17 protein-coding genes and 1 pseudogene are annotated in these 18,082 nt (G+C 56.9%); 8 read left to right on the top strand and 10 right to left on the bottom strand.

Going from position 1 to position 18,082, the window contains the following annotated elements; all coding sequences use genetic code 11:
* Nucleotides 1-47: 47 nt before the first annotated feature.
* Entirely contained in the window at nucleotides 48-794 is a 747-nt protein-coding gene (locus GHN86_RS21365) for a thioesterase II family protein (protein WP_153382667.1), read from the bottom strand.
* A gap of 320 nt (nucleotides 795-1,114) precedes the next feature.
* Here GHN86_RS21365 and GHN86_RS21360 point away from each other — a divergent pair, with 320 nt between their 5' ends.
* The gene (locus tag GHN86_RS21360) at nucleotides 1,115-1,663 is read left to right on the top strand and encodes an RNA polymerase factor sigma-70 (RefSeq protein WP_153382665.1); all 549 of its coding nucleotides are present in this window, start codon (nucleotides 1,115-1,117) and stop codon (nucleotides 1,661-1,663) included.
* 55 nt (nucleotides 1,664-1,718) lie between these two features.
* On the opposite strand, the pseudogene GHN86_RS21355 reads toward GHN86_RS21360, so the two are convergent.
* Nucleotides 1,719-2,312: pseudogene (locus GHN86_RS21355) on the bottom strand (GNAT family N-acetyltransferase); the annotation flags it as partial.
* Nucleotides 2,313-2,428: 116 nt separating this feature from the next.
* Nucleotides 2,429-3,202: a substrate-binding periplasmic protein gene (locus GHN86_RS21350; RefSeq protein ID WP_153382677.1), complete on the bottom strand. Its 774-nt coding sequence runs from the start codon at nucleotides 3,200-3,202 to the stop codon at nucleotides 2,429-2,431.
* Between the two features lie 238 nt (nucleotides 3,203-3,440).
* On the opposite strand from GHN86_RS21350, the gene GHN86_RS21345 reads away from it, so the two are divergent.
* Both GHN86_RS21345 and GHN86_RS21340 read left to right on the top strand, forming a co-directional pair.
* Entirely contained in the window at nucleotides 3,441-3,983 is a 543-nt protein-coding gene (locus GHN86_RS21345; protein WP_153382661.1) for an exonuclease domain-containing protein, read from the top strand.
* Nucleotides 3,984-4,072: 89 nt separating this feature from the next.
* Nucleotides 4,073-4,354: a pyrimidine/purine nucleoside phosphorylase gene (locus GHN86_RS21340; RefSeq protein WP_153382659.1), complete on the top strand. Its 282-nt coding sequence runs from the start codon at nucleotides 4,073-4,075 to the stop codon at nucleotides 4,352-4,354.
* Nucleotides 4,355-4,434: 80 nt separating this feature from the next.
* On the opposite strand, the gene GHN86_RS21335 is transcribed toward GHN86_RS21340, so the two are convergent.
* Nucleotides 4,435-5,781 (bottom strand): DEAD/DEAH box helicase, encoded by a 1,347-nt coding sequence (locus tag GHN86_RS21335; RefSeq protein ID WP_314483459.1) that lies wholly within the window; start codon nucleotides 5,779-5,781, stop codon nucleotides 4,435-4,437.
* A 192-nt stretch (nucleotides 5,782-5,973) separates the two neighbouring features.
* Between GHN86_RS21335 and GHN86_RS21330 the strand changes: the two genes are divergently transcribed.
* Nucleotides 5,974-7,281, top strand: coding sequence for a mechanosensitive ion channel family protein (locus GHN86_RS21330; protein WP_153382655.1), 1,308 nt, complete (start codon nucleotides 5,974-5,976; stop codon nucleotides 7,279-7,281).
* A 134-nt stretch (nucleotides 7,282-7,415) separates the two neighbouring features.
* On the opposite strand, the gene GHN86_RS21325 is transcribed toward GHN86_RS21330, so the two are convergent.
* Together GHN86_RS21325 and GHN86_RS21320 are read right to left on the bottom strand one after the other, a co-directional pair.
* Complete coding sequence (locus tag GHN86_RS21325; protein ID WP_153382653.1) at nucleotides 7,416-7,976, bottom strand: RBBP9/YdeN family alpha/beta hydrolase; 561 nt, start codon at nucleotides 7,974-7,976, stop codon at nucleotides 7,416-7,418.
* A 41-nt stretch (nucleotides 7,977-8,017) separates the two neighbouring features.
* Nucleotides 8,018-8,878, bottom strand: a complete 861-nt coding sequence (locus tag GHN86_RS21320; RefSeq protein WP_153382651.1) for an EamA family transporter — start codon at nucleotides 8,876-8,878, stop codon at nucleotides 8,018-8,020.
* A 429-nt stretch (nucleotides 8,879-9,307) separates the two neighbouring features.
* On the opposite strand from GHN86_RS21320, the gene GHN86_RS21315 reads away from it, so the two are divergent.
* From GHN86_RS21315 to GHN86_RS21305, 3 genes are all read left to right on the top strand, one after another.
* Entirely contained in the window at nucleotides 9,308-10,207 is a 900-nt protein-coding gene (locus GHN86_RS21315) for a LysR family transcriptional regulator (protein WP_323369578.1), read from the top strand.
* A 158-nt stretch (nucleotides 10,208-10,365) separates the two neighbouring features.
* Complete coding sequence (locus GHN86_RS21310; protein WP_153382649.1) at nucleotides 10,366-10,929, top strand: peptidylprolyl isomerase; 564 nt, start codon at nucleotides 10,366-10,368, stop codon at nucleotides 10,927-10,929.
* A 105-nt stretch (nucleotides 10,930-11,034) separates the two neighbouring features.
* The gene (locus GHN86_RS21305; RefSeq protein ID WP_153387259.1) at nucleotides 11,035-12,867 is read left to right on the top strand and encodes an ABC transporter ATP-binding protein; all 1,833 of its coding nucleotides are present in this window, start codon (nucleotides 11,035-11,037) and stop codon (nucleotides 12,865-12,867) included.
* Between the two features lie 13 nt (nucleotides 12,868-12,880).
* Here the strand turns inward: GHN86_RS21305 and GHN86_RS21300 are convergent, their stop codons facing one another.
* Complete coding sequence (locus GHN86_RS21300) at nucleotides 12,881-14,005, bottom strand: GNAT family N-acetyltransferase (protein WP_153382647.1); 1,125 nt, start codon at nucleotides 14,003-14,005, stop codon at nucleotides 12,881-12,883.
* A gap of 280 nt (nucleotides 14,006-14,285) precedes the next feature.
* On the opposite strand from GHN86_RS21300, the gene GHN86_RS21295 reads away from it, so the two are divergent.
* The gene (locus tag GHN86_RS21295) at nucleotides 14,286-15,578 is read left to right on the top strand and encodes a putative porin (protein ID WP_194286289.1); all 1,293 of its coding nucleotides are present in this window, start codon (nucleotides 14,286-14,288) and stop codon (nucleotides 15,576-15,578) included.
* A 118-nt stretch (nucleotides 15,579-15,696) separates the two neighbouring features.
* Here the strand turns inward: GHN86_RS21295 and GHN86_RS21290 are convergent, their stop codons facing one another.
* Genes GHN86_RS21290 through GHN86_RS21280 form a run of 3 tightly spaced genes read right to left on the bottom strand, consistent with a single transcriptional unit; the run spans nucleotide 15,697 to nucleotide 17,676 of the window.
* Nucleotides 15,697-15,924 carry a zf-HC2 domain-containing protein gene (locus GHN86_RS21290; RefSeq protein ID WP_153382645.1) on the bottom strand — a complete coding sequence of 76 codons (228 nt, stop codon included), beginning with the start codon at nucleotides 15,922-15,924 and terminating at the stop codon, nucleotides 15,697-15,699.
* Entirely contained in the window at nucleotides 15,918-16,529 is a 612-nt protein-coding gene (locus tag GHN86_RS21285; RefSeq protein WP_153382643.1) for an RNA polymerase sigma factor, read from the bottom strand. The genes GHN86_RS21290 and GHN86_RS21285 overlap by 7 nt, the downstream gene beginning before the upstream one ends.
* A gap of 25 nt (nucleotides 16,530-16,554) precedes the next feature.
* Nucleotides 16,555-17,676 (bottom strand): beta-ketoacyl-ACP synthase III, encoded by a 1,122-nt coding sequence (locus GHN86_RS21280; protein WP_323369575.1) that lies wholly within the window; start codon nucleotides 17,674-17,676, stop codon nucleotides 16,555-16,557.
* Between the last annotated feature and the right edge of the window lie 406 nt (nucleotides 17,677-18,082).

The following is an 18,082-nucleotide window of genomic DNA, read 5'->3' as shown; positions in this document are numbered from 1 at the left end:
GGGTCGGCTTGAAAGAAATTCGGTGTGGGGGTAACGGCGGGTGGCGCTTACACAGACAGGCGAGCCTGCTGGTTGCGCCAGCGCATCAAATGCGCTTCGGCATAACGGCGCAGGCAGCGCAGCAGCGGCTGCTCTTGCTGCACCAGAAAGAAGTGATGCCCTTCAAACAGGTCGAGGGAAAACTTGCTGCTGGTATCGGTTTGCCAATCCAGCAATTGCTCGGCACGCACGCTGTCCTGCTTGCCGCCGAAGACGTGGATGGGCATGGGCAACGGCGCACGCTGGCCGTAGCTGAAACTGCCGCATAACAGGAAGTCGGCGCGCAGAATCGGCAGCATCATCTGCATCAGTTCGGCGTTGGCCAGCACCTCTTCACCGGTGCCTTTGAGTTCGCGCAGGCGCTCGATCAATTGCTCGTCGGTTTTAGCCACGGCGTATTCGCTGACATCGCGCCGAGACGGCCCGGCGGTGGCCGACGCAAAGAGCGCCAGCGGCGCAGGCAGACCGCGCTCGTGCAGCGCATGAGCCAGCTCGAACGCCAGCAAGCCGCCCAGGCTATGGCCAAACAAGGCATAGGGGCGGTCAAGTTCGGCACTGATTTCGTCCGCCAGTTGTGCGGCAAGACGGCGTATGTCGCGTTGCAACGGCTCATCCATGCGCATGCCGCGACCGGGCAATTCCAGCGGTCGCACCTGCAACCAATCGGGCATGGAACGACGCCAGCGACTATAGGCCATCGCACTGGCGCCGGAGTAAGGCAGGCAAAATAATCGCAGCATGATCGACTCACTCATCAGCCACTGCTCCGATACTTGAATGCCACCTGTCCACGATCAAAAACATCCCGCCCTCCTGTGCCCACTCGTTCGTCACCGGCCTGCTTCACCGGCTGTAGTCCATTGAGAACGGTTAACCCCGGCAAATAATTAGTCAGGGCAATAGTGGCATTTTGAATCTGCCTGAGACGGATGTGAGGCATGTCTCAATCTTCTGTAAGACGAGGCATTAGTTCTTTTTCTCATTTGACAATCATTATCATTCAACCTAATTTGTTGCCAGCTGTGTAGGGGCTTCACAAGGGCCCGCACTCATTCAATTGCTGCAGGTGATCTCCATGACGGAACAAGTGTCGACAAGCAGGTGCGACTCACCCTTACTCCAGGCCTTTGTTGAAAATCGGCTTATTCTGGTCAAAATCGCAGCACGCATTACCGGCTGCCGATCGAGGGCAGAAGACGTGGTGCAGGATGCTTTTTTTCGCTTGCAGTCGGCGCCGCAGATCACCTCCTCGTTCAAGGCGCAACTGAGCTATCTGTTCCAGATCGTGCGCAACCTTGCGATTGACCACTACCGTAAACAGGCGCTGGAGCAACGCTACTCGGGCCCGGAAGAAGAAGGGTTGAACGTGGTCATTCATGGCGCGTCGCCCGAGACCTCGCATATCAATTTTTCGACGCTGGAACATATCGAGACGGCGCTGAACGATCTGCCCAGTCGCACCCGCTACGCGTTCGAGATGTATCGCCTGCACGGCGTCCAGCAAAAAGACATCGCCAAGGAATTGGGGGTATCGCCCACGCTGGTGAATTTCATGATTCGCGATGCACTGGTGCATTGCCGCAAGGTCTCAGGCACCCAGGCGGATACCTTTGCCCGGCGCTGAACGGGCACTTTGGTCAGCGACAGGGCGATAGTCATCGCTGACCCACCACGTGTACTCAGTCGAGCAAACGCCCCTCAAAAAAATCTTCGCGACTCTGCATCATCAAGGCCGCGCGCTTGTGCGGAAAATCGAATTCCTTGACGCAGTGATAGCCCTGCGACTGCATGTAGCTGATCATTTTGTCGTTGTCGGCACGCGGCTCAGCCACCACGCGCTGGGTGCGCGGCTCGTCCTCGAACAAATAATGGGTCAGCGCCTGCATCCAGCTGGCCACTTTGTGCGGCCCACGATGGGCTTGCTCACCTACCAGCATGTGAATGCCCCGGTCGTAATCGCCCACGTCGTAGAACGGCGCGATACGGTCTTCCTTGGCCCAGTACGCTTCAAAATAAGCAAACGGCTGGTCATCGAAGCAACCGATCAGCGTCAGTGTGTGTGGGTCCGCAGCGAGTTTTTCGAGGTACTGACGATGCTGTTCCAGACTGCCGCCCTCCTCCCAGAAAGCCATGACCCGCGGGGTGTTTTGCCAGCGGCTGAAGCGCTCAAGGTCGCCACAGATATCCAGCGTACGCAACGAGACCCACGCGCCGAGCTGTGGATCAAAGCGTCGGTACACTTCGCCTGCTGGTTTTGCCGGTCGCTGAGGGTGGTCGGGCACTGAACCGGCAGTGCTTGCAAGCGGTTTCGATGAGGGTGCAATCATGGTCAGGGGCTCGCCTTAATCGTCAACAGATAAGCTGTGTGACGTGGCCCGCGCCCTAAAATTTAGGGTTCTTTGCGGCCTGCGTAGGGCTCGGGTGACACCACTTCGATTTGGTAGGGCGCAAAAATGGCCTTCAGCTGGCCATTATTGCGAAGGATGTCCATTAACTGAGCAAACTGCTGGCTCTGGATCGGCGCTTGAGGTCGCAGCAAGGCGTAATGGTGATAGATGTGATCGACGCGGTCAGAAACCATGACCCGGGCGCGAAATTGCGGTTTGTTATTCAGCAGGTCGACAAGGTGGGAACGGGTGATCAATGCAATATCTGCACGCCCGCGCATGACCATCTCCAGGTTGCTCAAGTGGGAGTACGTCAGGCTGACATTGAAGGCATCGGACAGGTACTTCGGATCGGTGTTGTATCCGGCAAAGGCATAGTGATAACCGTTAAAGAGCGCGAGGCGTTTGCTGCCCGGATTATCAAAAAAGCTCTGCTGACGCCCTTCCTGCTGTTTGGCCACAAACACTTCCGCATCCCTAAGGCCCATATCGACCGGCGTTAGCGCTATTCCCTGCCATCCCCAGGAGGGATTTTCAAACAGCACCATGTCCATTTTGTCTTGTCTGAACTCACGAAAGCGGCGCGCATTGGACGTCGGGACAATGACAAACCGAAAATCGCTTTGCAGCGCGTTCAGGGCGGCCAGCAGTTGCGGTAACAGTCCGGTGTCCACACCGATCTCGGGCCGTACCGTATACGGAGGAAAGTGCGCCGCGCCGACCCGCACTTCCTGGGCAGCCCAGACAGGTGTCAGCAGCGTTACACCAAGAACCATCACTGCGCCGCGAGACATCCACATTGGCAGACACTTCAAAGCCGTGTACCTCTGGGGGTTGCCCATCACTGAACTTATTAAATGACACACGACCAGAGAGTGGTGCGCCGAGGTAATTTAAGCGGGCACAGAATATCAAGCAAGCACTTGGCTGGCCCACTACAAATTAACTAGGTGTGGGCCGATGTCTTGGCTACGCTCCATCACCTACGTCCATGCTGTTTTAAGGAAGCTGCACATGCCTCACTGGCTGGTCATTGACCTGGAAGCGACAACCGATGATGGCGGCTGGCCTTTATCGGATATGGAGGTGATCGAACTGGGCGCCAGCGTGGTCACTCGCGCGGGCCGGGAAGTTGATCACTTCCAGCGTTTCATCCGCCCCCAGCGGCGGCCACTGCTGACCCCTTTTTGCCGCCAGTTGACGCGTATCAGCCAGGCTGACATTGATAGCGCCGCCCCAATGGCGCAGGTGTGGGCACAATTCGAGCGTTGGCTGGGTCAACACCTGCCCCAGCTTGAAGGCTGGGCCAGCTGGGGCGACTACGACCGCCAACAACTGGAACAGGAGTGGCAGCAAAAAAACCTCGACAGCGCACTGGCACGACTGGCGCATATAAACCTCAAACAGCAGTTTGCTCAGGCCCGCCAACTAAAACGCGCGCCGGGGCTCAACAGTGCATTGCAACTGGCCGGTATGCAGTTCAACGGGCAACAACACCGGGCGTTGGAAGATGCCCGCAATACGGCCCGTTTATTGCCGCTGGTTTTCGCGGATTAGGCTCAAGACGACCGTTACAAAGGGCGTGACGGGATATAAACGCTTCTGCATACTGGCCAGCCTTTTTGAGTCCATTGCGAGGAAGCGCCATGTTTAAAGTCAACGAATACTTCGACGGTACCGTCAAGTCGATTGCCTTCGCACAAGCCGATGGCAGTGCAACTATTGGCGTCATGGCTCCGGGTGAATACGAGTTTGGCACTGCACAGCGTGAAATCATGCATGTGGTGTCGGGTGAGCTGAGCGTGAAGCTGCCAGGCAGCGAGGCGTTTGAAACCTTTACCACCGGCAGCCAGTTCAATGTGCCCGCCAACAGCAAGTTTCAGCTCAAGGTTGGCGTTGAGACCGCGTATCTGTGTGAGTACCGCTGAGTCTTTCGACCCCTTCAGCGCTTCGAGCAGACAAAAAAAACCCGGCTTTCGCCGGGTTTTTTGCGCGTCGCTTTAACCTGTTACTCAGCCGCAGGGGCTTCTGGCTTGCGGCGCTTGAGCGGCGCCATGCCGTCTTTGCTGACCAACGACAGCGCGTCGGTCTTTGGACGGTTGGCGATTTTGCGTTTGGTCGGGGCCTTGGCGCCGGTCTTCTTCTTGACGCCTTTGGCGTCGGTCTTTTTCTTCTTCACACCTACCGCTTTGCCCGACGCCTTGACGTTTTTAGGGCCGCCGTAGGTGCCTTTGACTTCCTTGATCACGCGGCGCTCAAAGCTCTGCTTCAAGTAACGCTCGATGCTGGACATGAGGTTCCAGTCACCGTGACAGATCAAAGAAATCGCCAGACCGTCGTTACCGGCACGGCCTGTACGGCCAATACGGTGAACGTATTCGTCGCCGCTGCGGGGCATGTCGAAGTTGATCACCATATCCAGACCTTCGACGTCCAGACCGCGGGCAGCCACGTCTGTGGCCACGAGGATTTTGACGCCACCTTGCTTGAGGCGGTCAATGGCCAGCTTGCGGTCCTTCTGGTCTTTCTCACCGTGCAAGACAAACGCCTTGTACTCCTGCGCCACCAGACGGCCGTAGATACGGTCAGCCATGGCACGGGTATTGGTGAAAATAATGGCCTTTTGATAAGTCTCGTTGGCCAGCAACCAGTTCACGATTTGTTCTTTGTGCTGGTTGTGGTCGGCGGTGATGACTTGCTGACGCGTGGTGGCGTTCAGTTGGCTAACTTGATTGAGCTGCAAGTGCTCAGGGTTGGTCAGCACCTTGCCGATCATCTCGCGCAGGCCGGAACCACCAGTGGTGGCCGAGAACAGCATGGTTTGCTGACGGTTAGGGCATTCGTCGACCAGACGCTGAACGTCTTCGGAGAAGCCCATGTCGAGCATGCGGTCGGCTTCGTCCAGCACCAGCACTTCAACCTCTTTGAGGTCAAGGTTGCCAGCGTTCAGTTGCTCCAGCAAACGACCGGGCGTACCAATAAGAATGTCCGGCACCTTGCGCAGCATGGCGGCCTGAACCTTGAAGTCTTCACCGCCGGTGATCAGACCGGACTTGATGAACGTGAACTGCGAAAAACGCTCAACTTCTTTCAGCGTTTGCTGTGCCAGCTCGCGAGTCGGCAGCAAAATCAGCGCTTTGATACTGACGCGAATTTTGGCCGGGCCAATCAGACGATTGAGGATCGGCAGGACGAAAGCAGCTGTTTTGCCGCTCCCGGTTTGAGCTGTAACCCGCAGGTCACGCCCTTCGAGCGCGAGCGGGATGGCCGCTGCTTGCACAGGCGTAGGCTCGACAAATTTAAGCTCGGCCACAGCTTTAAGCAGGCGTTCGTGCAGGGCGAAATCGGAAAACACGGGTGCTACCTCGAAGAAATACAAAAAATCAGCGGCATAGAGTAACGGTTTCGAGCGCGCAGGCCGAGTTACTTTGCACGAACGGCATGAAACAAATGGTTTTTTAGGGTCTTTAGTCCAATCAAGGCCCCTAAATCGCCCTGAAGTGCTCTAATCCCATAGTCATTTATTACTGAGATAACGTTTTAGCTTATGGATATTCAAGCACTCTGGAGCCAAATCCAGGACCTGTGGGCCTCTCTGGATCAACATCCCTGGATCACGGCCTTATTGGGACTGATCGTTCTGGTGGGCGTTGCCCTGCTCGCTGGCCACATCGCACGCATCATTATTCTGCGTGTCACCAAAATCCTCGCTCGCCAGCCCGCCCTGCACTGGGTCAATGATCTGCGCGAACACAAGGTGTTTGACCGCCTGGCGCAAATGACGCCTTCGCTGATGGTGCAGTTCGGACGCAACCTTGTACCGGACATGAGCGACACCGGCCGTCACTTTCTGGGCAATCTGGCGCTGGCCATCACCATTTTTGTGCTGACCCGGGTCATCGCTAGCCTGCTGGACGCCTTGCTCGACATCTATTCGCGCACCAACTACGCCAAGACACGCCCGATCAAAGGCTACATCCAGCTGACCAAAATGCTGCTGTATGTGTTTTCGGCCATCATCATCGTCGCCACCCTGATCGACCGCTCGCCCATGTTGCTGCTCTCGGGACTGGGCGCTATGTCGGCGGTGATTTTGCTGGTCTACAAAGACACGCTGTTGTCGTTCGTGGCCAGTGTGCAGTTGACCAGCAACGATTTGCTGCGGGTGGGTGACTGGATCGAAATGCCTCAGGTGGGGGCCGATGGTGACGTGATCGACATCACTCTGCACACCGTCAAAGTGCAGAATTTCGATAAAACCATCGTGTCGATTCCAACCTGGCGCCTGATGTCCGAGTCGTTCAAGAACTGGCGCGGCATGCAGCAATCCGGTGGCCGACGAATCAAGCGCAGCCTGTTTATCGACGCCGGCGATATTGGCTTTTTGAGCGATGAACAGGAGCAACGTCTGGAACAGGTACGCCTGTTGAGCGATTACCTGGTGCGTAAAAAAGTTGAGCTCAAGCACTGGAACGAAGCGCAGGGCAATGTCGCTGCCCTGTCCGCCAACCGTCGGCGCATGACCAATATCGGCACTTTCCGCGCTTATGCATTGGCATACCTGAAAAGCCACCCTGATATTCAGCCGAACATGACGTGCATGGTTCGCCAACTGCAAGCCACCCCACAAGGCGTGCCGCTGGAGGTTTACTGCTTTACCCGCACGACGGTATGGGACGAATACGAACGTATTCAGGGCGATATTTTCGACTACTTGTTGTCACTCTTGCCAGAGTTCGGCTTGAGTGTGTACCAGCAACCCAGCGGCAATGACCTGCGCCAGGGCTTGCAGAGCAAGGCTCAGGCGCCGCTGGTGGTGACTGAACAGGACGGCGAACATTCCCGTAGCAGCTGACGAGTAGTGCGAGGCTGCGTTCGACGATGCAATCGTCGTAAGGGTTTGCGACGGCTTCGCCGCCGATCGCAGCCTTCGTTCCTCGTCAGCGACTACAGGACACGAAGGCTGCGATTGACGATAAAACGATGTTCTCAGCTGTGTTTGAACTGCGGGTCGCCTGTCAGTTTGAACAACAGTTCGATCCCTTCTGGCCAGGCGCCAACGCCCCCCTCGGCATTGATATGGCCAGCATTTTCCAGCCACACCAGCTCACTGCCCCACGCCTCACTGAAAGCAGTGGCCCGTTCGCGGCTGACATAAGGGTCGTTGGTGCTGGCCACGGTAATCGCATCAAATGGCAAAGCATTGAGCGGCATGGGCGTAAAGCCAGTGGTTCCAGCCGGGTAGCTCGACGCTTCGGTATCACTGGGTGCGACCAGTAAAGCGCCGCGAACACGCTTGGCTTGCGCGGGGTATTCCTGCGCCCAGCGGGCAATCAATGCGCACGCCAGACTGTGCCCTACCAGCACCACCGGTCGCTCGCTTTTACTGATCTTTTTTTGCAGGTTATTTACCCAGTCGGTACACGCGGGGGTTTCCCAATTCTCCTGCTTAACCCGGTGCAGCCCGCTGTAGCGCTGTTCCCAGTGAGATTGCCAATGCTCTGCTCCTGAATTGAACAGGCCCGGCAAGATCAACACCCTGACTGTCATTCCGACTCTCCTTGAAGGTGGTTGCTCGACTGAGGTTGACCTTAGACCCTGATAGCTCTGCGGTCTAGGCGACTGATCCACACGGCCAGCATTATGACCAGAGCACTCAGAAACAAGCGTCCTAGAGGCTCGTGCTGATTCCAGATCAACAAACTGAAAAACAATCCCACTGGCACATGCACATTGTTCATCACGGCCAGGGTCGCGCCACTGACCATGCACGCGCCCTTGTTCCACCAGTACAAACCCAGCGCGGTAGAAACCAAACCAAGGAATACCAGGACTCCCCATTGCAAAGGCGCATCTGGCCAGAAGTCGGATTTACCAAACAGCAGAAAGGCCGGCAGCACCACAGCCAAAGCGCCGAGATAAAAATAACCAAAACGACGATAGTGCGGCAGGTCGCTTGGGTAGCGTGCCACCAAATGCCGATACATCACTTGACCCGCGGCGTAGGTAAAGTTGCCCAGTTGCAAGAGCAGGAAACCCTTGAAGAAATCCGGGCTGATGCTGTCAAAGCGAATCACCGCCGCACCGCCTACCGCGACCACTGCCGCCACCAGCGCCCAGGGATTAAACCGGCGGTTGAGTGCGTCCTCGATCAAGGTGACGTGCAACGGTGTGAGGATGGTGAACAGCAGCACCTCCGGCACGGTCAGTACCCGAAAGCTCAAGTACAGGCATACGTAGGTAATGCCGAACTGCAAGGCTCCAATCAGCAACATGCCGCGCATAAAGCCGGGCTCAACCTGTCGCCAGCGTGTCAACGGGATAAACACCAACCCCGCCAGCACCACACGCACCAGAACCGCAAAGTAGCTGTCGACGTGACCCGCCAGGTACTCGCCGATCAGGCTGAAGGAAAACGCCTGTATCAACGTGACAAATAATAAATAGCCCATGGATTGTTCGCCCGGTCAGTAGCACCGCTCGCTGGGCATAAGCACCGGCGAGCAAAAAAGAATGTGCGCGACCTTAGCGGTTTTCGCTCGCCAGTAAAATGCTGGCAAAAAAAAACCCGATTCAGCGCAGGGGCTGATCGGGCTGGAGCACTCAATAAAGTGCAAAGGGAGGTTCGATGCGCGAACCGCATGCTTGAAGGAGCAATGAGTTGATTAAGCCAGCGTTCAATTATCTGCCGATTAAATACATGCTTAACCGATACGAAATTTCATCAAGGCGCATAGGCATAATCGTAAAACTGTGTAGGCCAATGGTTGTTAGGTTAGAGGGCGTTGCCTCGATAAAAAAGAGTAAATATCTGCTACAACCTATCTATAAAACTGTTTATATAGTCCCCACCCCAACCGGCAACTCCAGAGGATTTCATCGTGAAAGCGCCCCGTGTGACCCTTGATCAATGGCGCACCTTGCAAGCCGTAGTCGACCATGGCGGCTTTGCCCAGGCCGCTGAAGTCCTGCACCGTTCGCAATCGTCTGTCAGCTATACGGTGGCCCGCATGCAGGATCAGCTCGGCGTGCCGCTGTTGCGTATCGACGGGCGTAAAGCCGTGCTGACCGAAGCGGGCGGTGTCCTGTTGCGCCGCTCCCGGCAACTGGTCAAGCAGGCCAGCCAACTTGAAGACCTGGCCCATCACATGGAACAAGGCTGGGAGGCCGAAGTTCGGCTGGTGGTGGATGCCGCCTACCCCAATGCCCGGTTGGTACAGGCACTGACCGCTTTTATGCCGCAAAGCCGCGGGTGTCGCGTCCGTTTACGCGAAGAAGTGCTGTCCGGGGTCGAAGAAGTTCTGCTCGAAGGCGTGGCTGACCTGGCCATCAGCAGCTTCAGCATCCCCGGTTATCTGGGCGCCGAACTGAGCGCAGTGGAGTTTGTGGCGGTGGCTCACCCGGAGCACCCGCTGCATAAGCTGCAACGCGAGCTGCACTTTCAAGACCTCGAAAGCCAGTTGCAGGTGGTGATCCGTGACTCAGGACGACAACAGCCCCGCGACATGGGTTGGCTGGGCGCAGAACAGCGCTGGACAGTAGGCAGCCTCGCCACGGCCGCCGCTTTTGTCAGCAGCGGCCTGGGCTTTGCCTGGCTGCCCCGGCACATGATCGAGCGCGAGCTTAAAGAAGGCACGCTCAAACCCCTGCCGTTGAATCAGGGCGGCAACCGCCATCCGCTGTTTTTCCTGTACTCCAATAAGGACAAGCCGCTGGGGCCAGCCACTCAAATTCTTGTCGAGTTACTGCGCACCTTTGATACCGCGCCGCTGAAAACCTGATCAACAACCCTCTAACTATCACAAGGGTGGGCAGGAACATTGATCACGAATATCCTGTCCAAGGTTTACTGCCAGCCTTGGCTGGCTCGCCCCCTCTTATTTGTCTCGTGAGTGAGTTCCCTCATCCCGTTGCTTCCACTGTTCAGGATCATTGACCCATGTTGAAAAAAATCGCCTTTGCTGCCGCAGGCCTGATCTTCGCTGCCAACCTGATGGCCGCCCCTGCGGCTAAAGCCCCGCACGTTCTGCTGGACACCAGCTTCGGCAAGATCGAAATCGAGCTGGACCCGGTCAAAGCGCCGATCAGCAGCAAAAACTTTCTGGACTACGTCGACAGCGGCTTTTACACCAACACTATTTTCCACCGTGTGATTCCGGGCTTTATGGTTCAAGGCGGCGGATTCACCAAAGACATGGTGCAAAAACCAACCCGCGACCCGATCAAGAACGAAGCCAGCAATGGCTTGCATAACGTACGCGGCACCCTGTCAATGGCACGCACCTCCAACCCGAACTCGGCCACCAGCCAGTTCTTTATCAACGTGGCCGACAACGCCTTCCTGGACCCGGGCCGCGACGCGGGCTACGCCGTCTTTGCCAAAGTCGTGAACGGCATGGACGTAGTGGACCAAATCGTCAATTCCCAGACCACCACCAAACAAGGCATGCAGAATGTGCCGATTGATCCAGTGCTGATCAAGTCCGCCAAGCGTATCGACTGATAAGTCGAGTCTGGCATGGAGCACGACCGGCCCAGCTCTGCACAACTCTGTTGTCGGGCCGGTCACACCACTAAAGGAGAGTCCGCGTAGCGGGCGTCAGTGAACATGCTTTATCGCCGTTTTGAACAGCTAATCGATATTTTCCGCGAAGCGCCTTCTGCCGCCCCGCCCAGCACGGTGTGGGCGTTCTACTTCTACTACCTGCGTCAGGTGTGGCCCATCTTCGCTGCCTTGCTGGTGGTGGGTCTGATAGCAGCCTTGATTGAAGTGTCACTGTTCAGCTACCTGAGCACGTTGATCGACCTGACCCAAGGCACGCCCACGACTGACTTTTTCACCGTCCATAGCGGTGAGCTGATCTGGATGGCCGTGGTGGCGCTGATCATCCGCCCGGTGTTCTTCGGCCTGCATGACCTGCTGGTTCACCAGACGCTGAGCCCGAGCATGACCAGCATGATCCGCTGGCAAAACCACAGCTATGTGCTCAAACAAAGCCTCAATTTTTTCCAGAACGATTTCGCAGGACGCATTGCCCAGCGCATCATGCAAACCGGCAACTCATTGCGCGATTCGGCGGTACAGGCCGTGGATGCCCTGTGGCATGTATTGATCTACGCGATCAGTTCGCTGGTGCTGTTTGCCGAAGCCGACTGGCGCCTGATGATTCCGTTGCTGACCTGGATCGCGTGTTATATCGGCGCGCTGTATTACTTCGTGCCACGGGTCAAAGAGCGTTCGGTCGTGTCGTCCGATGCGCGCTCCAAACTGATGGGCCGTATCGTCGACGGCTACACCAACATCACCACACTCAAACTGTTCGCCCACACCAACTTCGAGCAGCAGTACGCCCGCGAAGCGATCATCGAGCAAACCGAAAAAACCCAACTCGCCAGCCGCGTTGTAACCAGCATGGACGTCACCATCACCAGCCTCAATGGCCTGCTGATTGTCACCACCAGCGGTCTCGCGCTATGGCTGTGGAGCCAGTCGTTGATCAGCGTGGGCGCCATCGCGCTGGCCACGGGGCTGGTGATTCGCATCGTCAACATGTCCGGCTGGATCATGTGGGTGGTCAACGGCATTTTTGAAAACATCGGCATGGTTCAGGATGGCTTGCAGACTATCGCCCAACCGGTGGCCGTGAATGATCGCGACGGGGCTCCGCGCCTTGAAATCAAACACGGCGAAGTGCGCTTTGAACACGTCGACTTTCACTACGGCAAACGCAGCGGGATCATCAGCGACCTCAATCTGGTGATCAAACCCGGCGAAAAAATCGGTTTGATCGGCCCCTCGGGCGCGGGCAAGTCGACATTGGTTAACCTGCTGCTACGTCTGTATGACGTGCAAGGCGGCAGAATTCTGATCGATGGCCAGAACATCGCCGACGTGACACAGGAAAGCCTGCGCGAGCAAATCGGCATGATCACTCAGGACACGTCATTGCTGCACCGTTCGATTCGCGACAACTTGCTGTATGGCAAGCCGGACGCCACCGACGAAGAACTGTGGGAAGCCGTACACAAAGCCCGCGCCGATGAATTCATCCCACAGCTGTCCGACGCTCAAGGCCGCACCGGGTTTGATGCGCATGTTGGCGAGCGCGGGGTCAAACTGTCTGGCGGGCAACGCCAGCGCATCGCGATTGCTCGCGTGCTGCTCAAAAATGCGCCGATCCTGATCATGGACGAAGCCACCTCGGCGCTGGATTCCGAAGTTGAAGCTGCGATTCAGGAAAGCCTGGAAACCCTCATGCAGGGCAAAACCGTGATCGCCATCGCCCACCGGCTTTCAACCATTGCACGAATGGACCGTTTGGTCGTGCTCGAAAAAGGCCATATCGCAGAAAGCGGCACCCATGCTGAACTGCTCGCCCACGGCGGTTTGTATGCACGTCTTTGGCAGCATCAAACGGGCGGCTTTGTCGGCCTCGACTGAAAAAAAGCGAGGGTCAGGCCTGCCGGTAAGGCAGCGCCGCCCTCGCCTCCTCGGCATACGCCCGCACACCGACCCGCTCACGATCCAGAAAATCACTGACCGCGGCCTTCAACCCCGGATGGCGCAAGTAATGCCATGAATGAGTGATCACAGGCTCAAAACCGCGTATCAGTTTGTGCTCGCCCTGGGCGCCCGCATCAAAACGCTGCAGGCCGTGTGCGATGGCATAGTCCATACCCTGATAGAAACAGGTTTCGAAATGCAGCCGGTCAAACTCGGCCAGACAGCCCCAATAGCGACCATAAAGACTGTCGCCACCTAACAGGCTAAACGCCATTGCCACGGGCGTTGCGCCTTGTCTGGCCAGTACCACACGAATGGACTCGGGCATGCGTTCAGCCAGCAGGCTGAAAAACGCCCGCGTCAGATACGGCGTCTGCCGGCGTACCGCATAGGTATTGGCATAACAGGCGTAGACAAAATCCCACTGCGCCTCACTGACCTGCTGGCCTTCGAGCCACTCAAACTCAAAACCCTGCCCCGCCACTTGCTCACGCTCCTTGCGCATTTGCTTGCGCTTGCGTGAACTCAGCGCATCCAGAAAATCCTGAAAGTCTCGGTAATCGCGGCTCTGCCAATGGAACTGGCAGCCGATGCGTTGCAGCCATCCGGGCTGTTGCGCCAACGCGGTATCGGCCAAGGGATCGGTAAAGTTGATGTGCGCACTGGAGAGCCCTTCGACCTCCAGATAGCCCGGCAAGGCCGCCAGCAACTCAAGGCCGTCCTCGCTTCGCGCTGCCAACAGCCGGGGCCCGCTGACCGGACTGAACGGAACGGCCGTCAGCAGTTTGGGGTAATAGTCGATACCCGCACGCTCACACGCATTCGCCCATTCGTGGTCGAACACATATTCGCCGTAGGAATGCCACTTACGGTAACTGGGCAACGCCGCGAGCAACTGGCCGTTTTCGTAATGCAAAAGGTGCTCGGGCTTCCAGCCCGAATGCGGGCCAAGGCTGCCACTGTCTTCCAGCGCACTGAGAAAGGCGTGACGCAAAAACGGTTGACCCACCGGCACCAACGCATCCCATTCATGAGCTGAAATGCCCGCAAGACTGTCCAGACGGTGTAACGGCATCGAAATCCCCAACCACGCACAAGAGCGGCGATGGTAGCACCAGAACGCACCTCGCAACGGCTCCCGTTTTTTTGCCGCAAGGTGTCACAGTCTTGCTATCAGATTGCCACTTTTTTGTCATATCCAGCCGCGATACTGGCGCCGCTTCTTAGAAGACAGGGTTATGAGCGGTCAGCCTGCCAACACGCTGGCGTCACGCTCAACCCCTTATTAGCGAGCCCATCAAGGGCCGATTTGTTTTTTGCGGTGGCCTGGGCCATCTCACTATTGGGAGATTCATATGCGTCTTGTTTCTACACGAGTTGCGGCGGGACTGTGTGGCGGACTGGTTTTGGCCATGAGTGTTCCGGCCAGCGCTGGCGTCGATGCAAAACTGCTAGAAATGCTCAAAGCCAACGGCTCCATTTCACCGGCTCAGTACGCTGAGCTGCAAACCGAGCTGACCAGCGAGAAACAAGCCCAGCAAGAAGCCGCCGCCAATCAGGTGAAGAAATCCGACCTGAGTGCGTTTGAACAAAAAGTGGCCTGGGCCGCCAAGACCGAATTCAAGGGTGACGTGCGGGTACGCCACGAAAACGTCAAAATCGACGGCGAGTCCGACGGCAAGAACAAGGATCGCCAGCGTATCCGTGCGCGTCTGGGCGCCTACACCGAAATCAACCCGCAAGTGAACACCGGTATTCGTATTGCCACCGGTGGCGGCGACGATGCCCGCTCAACCAACCAGGATCTGGACAACTACTTCGACAAGAAGCAGCTGTGGCTGGATCAGGCCTACATCGACTACCACCCGACCGCGCTGGCCAACCTGCACCTGATCGGCGGCAAGATGCCACAACCCTGGGTCAGCATGGGCGACGTGATCTGGGATAGCGATATCAACCCGGAAGGACTGGCGGCTACTTACAAGCACAACCTGGGTAACTCGGGCGTCGAAATGTTCGGCAGCGCCGGTTACTACACCCTCAAGGACAACGTTGACGGTGAAGGTGTGCAGTTCCGCCACGACCTGCGCCTGTATGCAGGCCAACTGGGCGCCAAATTCGCCCCCACCGACAGCCTGAAAGTCACCTTGGGTGGCAGCGTTTACAGCTACGACAACGACAAGGACAGCAGCTGCCCGACCACCGGCACCAAGACCACACCGTGCGCTCTGGCGGTGAACGGCAACAGCACCGACGAGTTCCGCCTGTACGAAGGTTTTGGTCAGGTGGACATTGCCAACCTGCCGGTGCCACTGTCGCTGTACGGTCAATACGTGCACAACGCCGCCACCGACAGCGATCAGGACGACGCCTGGCTGGTGGGTTTCAAAAGCAAGCTCGACGCGTTCAGCCTGGACTACAACTACCGCGATATTCAACGTAACGCCGTGGTGGGTGCCTTCACCGACTCCGACTTTGCCAACGGCACGACCGGCTCTCGCGGGCACAAGTTCAAAGTGGGTTATGAAATCGACAAGAACTTCGGTGTGGGCGTAACGTACTTCCTGACCAAAGCCGACTATGCGACCTCAACGCATAAAGATGCCGACGCCAATACCCTGCAACTCGACGTGGAAGCCAAGTTCTAAGCTCCGCTTGCGGCAATAAACAAAACGCTGAAATCGATCAGCGTTTTGTGGGTTAACGCCAGAGCGTGGAAACCCTTCGGCCCCTTCACATCCACCGAAGGTCTCCACGCTTTTGCACTTACGTGCGGCGTTCGCGCATCATCCGCTCCACCGTCGTCTCGACATCGCCTGCTAGCGGTTCCTCAAGTCCTTTCACGGTCGCCCCCAGCAAACGCATATGCCGGGTAAATCGCCGGCAATGTGGGCAAAACAGTAAATGATGGCGTGCGATCAGCCGCTGTCGAAAGGTCATCTGGCCATCCAGATAATCACTTGACTGCGCAACGTACTGTTTGCAGCTCAGCATTCTCCTGTTTCCTCAAAATGTTCCACAGTGGCGAAGACTTTGAGCCTTGCCCGGTGCACCAGTACCCGAACATTGGAGAGCGATAGGTCCAGAAGATTACAAATCTCTTCCAGCTCCAGCCCCTGACGTTCGCGCAACACCAGCACACTGCGCTGCAATTGCGGCAGGCTGAGCAGGGTGTGTTCCAGGCATTCGCGTAACTCATCTTCAGTCAGCAAGGCTTCCGGAGTGTCGTGATGCCAGGCATACGGCGCCAACAGCCAATGACCGTCGCTGGCGAAGCGATCATCGTCAATGCTGCCATGAGGCGAAGGGAGATCGTCGAGCAGGACTTCCCGACGGTTCTGTTTATAACGGTTTTTAGCCGAGTTGGCGGTGATGGTCAGCAGCCAGGTTTTCAGGCTCGAACGGCCCTCAAAGGACGCCAGATTACGCACTACCGACAACCAGGCATCCTGCACAACTTCATCGGCATGGCGGTTACCTACAATTGCGTAGGCAACCGCCTGCATCGCACCTTGGTAGGTACTGACCAGCTCCCGAAACGCCTGCTGCTCACCTGCCAGCAGACGCTTGAGTAAATCGGTTTCATCAGCTGTCAGCATTCACACCCCGCAAAGGTCGCGATGTTTACCGCTTGCGCAGAATCACACTGCCAATTGAATACCCGGCACCGAACGAGCTCAGCACCGCCAGCGCTCCGCTTGGCAGATCGTCCTGGTATGTGTGGAATGCAATCACCGAACCCGCCGAACTGGTGTTGGCGTACGTATCGAGAATGACCGGCGCCTCTTCGACTGATGCTTCACGGCCCAGCAGACGTTTGACGATCAGGTGGTTCATGCTCAGGTTGGCCTGATGCAACCAGAAGCGTTTCACGTCGTTGACGTCAATCCGGTTTTCTTCCAGGTGCTGGCCGATCAGTTCGGCCACCATTGGGCATACATCGCGGAAAACCTTGCGACCTTCTTGCACGAACAATTTGTCGGGGCTGTCAGCGGGCTCATCCGAGGCGCGATTGAGAAAGCCGAAGTTATTGCGGATGTTGTTCGAGTAAGTGGTCAGCAGTTTGGTGCTGACAATGTCGAACTGGTGCGCCGACGTGGCCAGATCGGCACGTTCAACGACCACTGCAGTGGCGGCATCACCAAAGATAAAGTGGCTGTCACGGTCACGGAAATTCAGGTGGCCGGTGCAGACTTCAGGGCTGATCAGCAGCACCGCACGTGCCTGACCCAATTGCACGCTGTTGCTGGCGGTTTGAATGCCAAAAGTTGCCGAAGAACAGGCCACGTTCATATCAAAGCCAAAACCCTGAATACCCAAGGCATGTTGCACTTCGATGGCAATGGCCGGGTACGGACGTTGCAAGTTGGAGCAGGCGACAATGACCCCATCGATATCGGCGGCGGTTTTGCCCGCACGCTCCAGCGCCTGATGGGCAGCGCCCACGGCCATTTCACAGAGCACCGACATTTCGTCGTTGGAGCGCTCTGGCAAGTGCGGGCGCATGCGTTGCGGGTCAAGGATGCCAGCCTTGTCCATCACAAAGCGGCTTTTGATCCCTGACGCCTTTTCGATAAAGGCGGCGCTGGATTCTGCCAACGGCTCTATTTCGCCTGCCTCGATGGCTGCAGCGTTATCGGCATTGAACTGTTGTACGTAGGCATTGAAAGATTGCACCAGCTCTTCGTTGGAAATGCTGTTGGCCGGGGTGTACAGGCCGGTGCCGCTGATGACGACGTTTTGCACGGTCGTTCCTCTATTCTGTTCAAGCAGAAAATACTGGTACGGTCGTACCAAGTCATAAAAAGGCTGACCCCTGATAGAGAGAGGAAAAGCCCGAACTACATTCGCGTAAGGTGTTTATAGCCGCGAAGTTTGCCATAAATGCCAGCATTTGGCCTTCTTCAGCAGAAGAAAGTGCTTTACGGGATTGAGCAGCATGCCTGCGTGAAGGATTTCTGTAGATACTGTCTTGCTCCTCAGAGCACAACCAGCTGCTCGTACAGGGAGCTTTTAGCTTTTAGCTTCTAAAACAATCCCCCTGCCGCCACCGAAACAGTGGGGGCGGCACTGGAGCCCCTCACAGGAGGCTGAACGCAGGTGCTGTTATGGGGGTGGCGAGGCAGGACGCCGAGCCAGCCGCGATCGGGCC

The organism is Pseudomonas helleri (assembly GCF_009600315.1).
Classification (GTDB): Bacteria; Pseudomonadota; Gammaproteobacteria; order Pseudomonadales; family Pseudomonadaceae; genus Aquipseudomonas; species Aquipseudomonas helleri_A.
Note: the sequence above shows the minus strand (reverse complement) of the source record. Positions and strands in the feature narration are given on the sequence as shown.

What these genes read in the sequence shown, in the direction of transcription:
- GHN86_RS21365 (WP_153382667.1), bottom strand. Translation starts at nt 794, where the DNA reads ATGAGTGAGTCGATCATGCTGCGATTATTTTGCCTGCCTTACTCCGGC.
- GHN86_RS21360 (WP_153382665.1), top strand. Translation starts at nt 1,115, where the DNA reads ATGACGGAACAAGTGTCGACAAGCAGGTGCGACTCACCCTTACTCCAG.
- GHN86_RS21340 (WP_153382659.1), top strand. Translation starts at nt 4,073, where the DNA reads ATGTTTAAAGTCAACGAATACTTCGACGGTACCGTCAAGTCGATTGCC.
- GHN86_RS21325 (WP_153382653.1), bottom strand. Translation starts at nt 7,976, where the DNA reads ATGACAGTCAGGGTGTTGATCTTGCCGGGCCTGTTCAATTCAGGAGCA.
- GHN86_RS21305 (WP_153387259.1), top strand. Translation starts at nt 11,035, where the DNA reads ATGCTTTATCGCCGTTTTGAACAGCTAATCGATATTTTCCGCGAAGCG.
- GHN86_RS21320 (WP_153382651.1), bottom strand. Translation starts at nt 8,878, where the DNA reads ATGGGCTATTTATTATTTGTCACGTTGATACAGGCGTTTTCCTTCAGC.
- GHN86_RS21310 (WP_153382649.1), top strand. Translation starts at nt 10,366, where the DNA reads ATGTTGAAAAAAATCGCCTTTGCTGCCGCAGGCCTGATCTTCGCTGCC.
- GHN86_RS21285 (WP_153382643.1), bottom strand. Translation starts at nt 16,529, where the DNA reads ATGCTGACAGCTGATGAAACCGATTTACTCAAGCGTCTGCTGGCAGGT.
- GHN86_RS21290 (WP_153382645.1), bottom strand. Translation starts at nt 15,924, where the DNA reads ATGCTGAGCTGCAAACAGTACGTTGCGCAGTCAAGTGATTATCTGGAT.
- GHN86_RS21350 (WP_153382677.1), bottom strand. Translation starts at nt 3,202, where the DNA reads ATGGTTCTTGGTGTAACGCTGCTGACACCTGTCTGGGCTGCCCAGGAA.
- GHN86_RS21330 (WP_153382655.1), top strand. Translation starts at nt 5,974, where the DNA reads ATGGATATTCAAGCACTCTGGAGCCAAATCCAGGACCTGTGGGCCTCT.
- GHN86_RS21295 (WP_194286289.1), top strand. Translation starts at nt 14,286, where the DNA reads ATGCGTCTTGTTTCTACACGAGTTGCGGCGGGACTGTGTGGCGGACTG.
- GHN86_RS21345 (WP_153382661.1), top strand. Translation starts at nt 3,441, where the DNA reads ATGCCTCACTGGCTGGTCATTGACCTGGAAGCGACAACCGATGATGGC.
- GHN86_RS21300 (WP_153382647.1), bottom strand. Translation starts at nt 14,005, where the DNA reads ATGCCGTTACACCGTCTGGACAGTCTTGCGGGCATTTCAGCTCATGAA.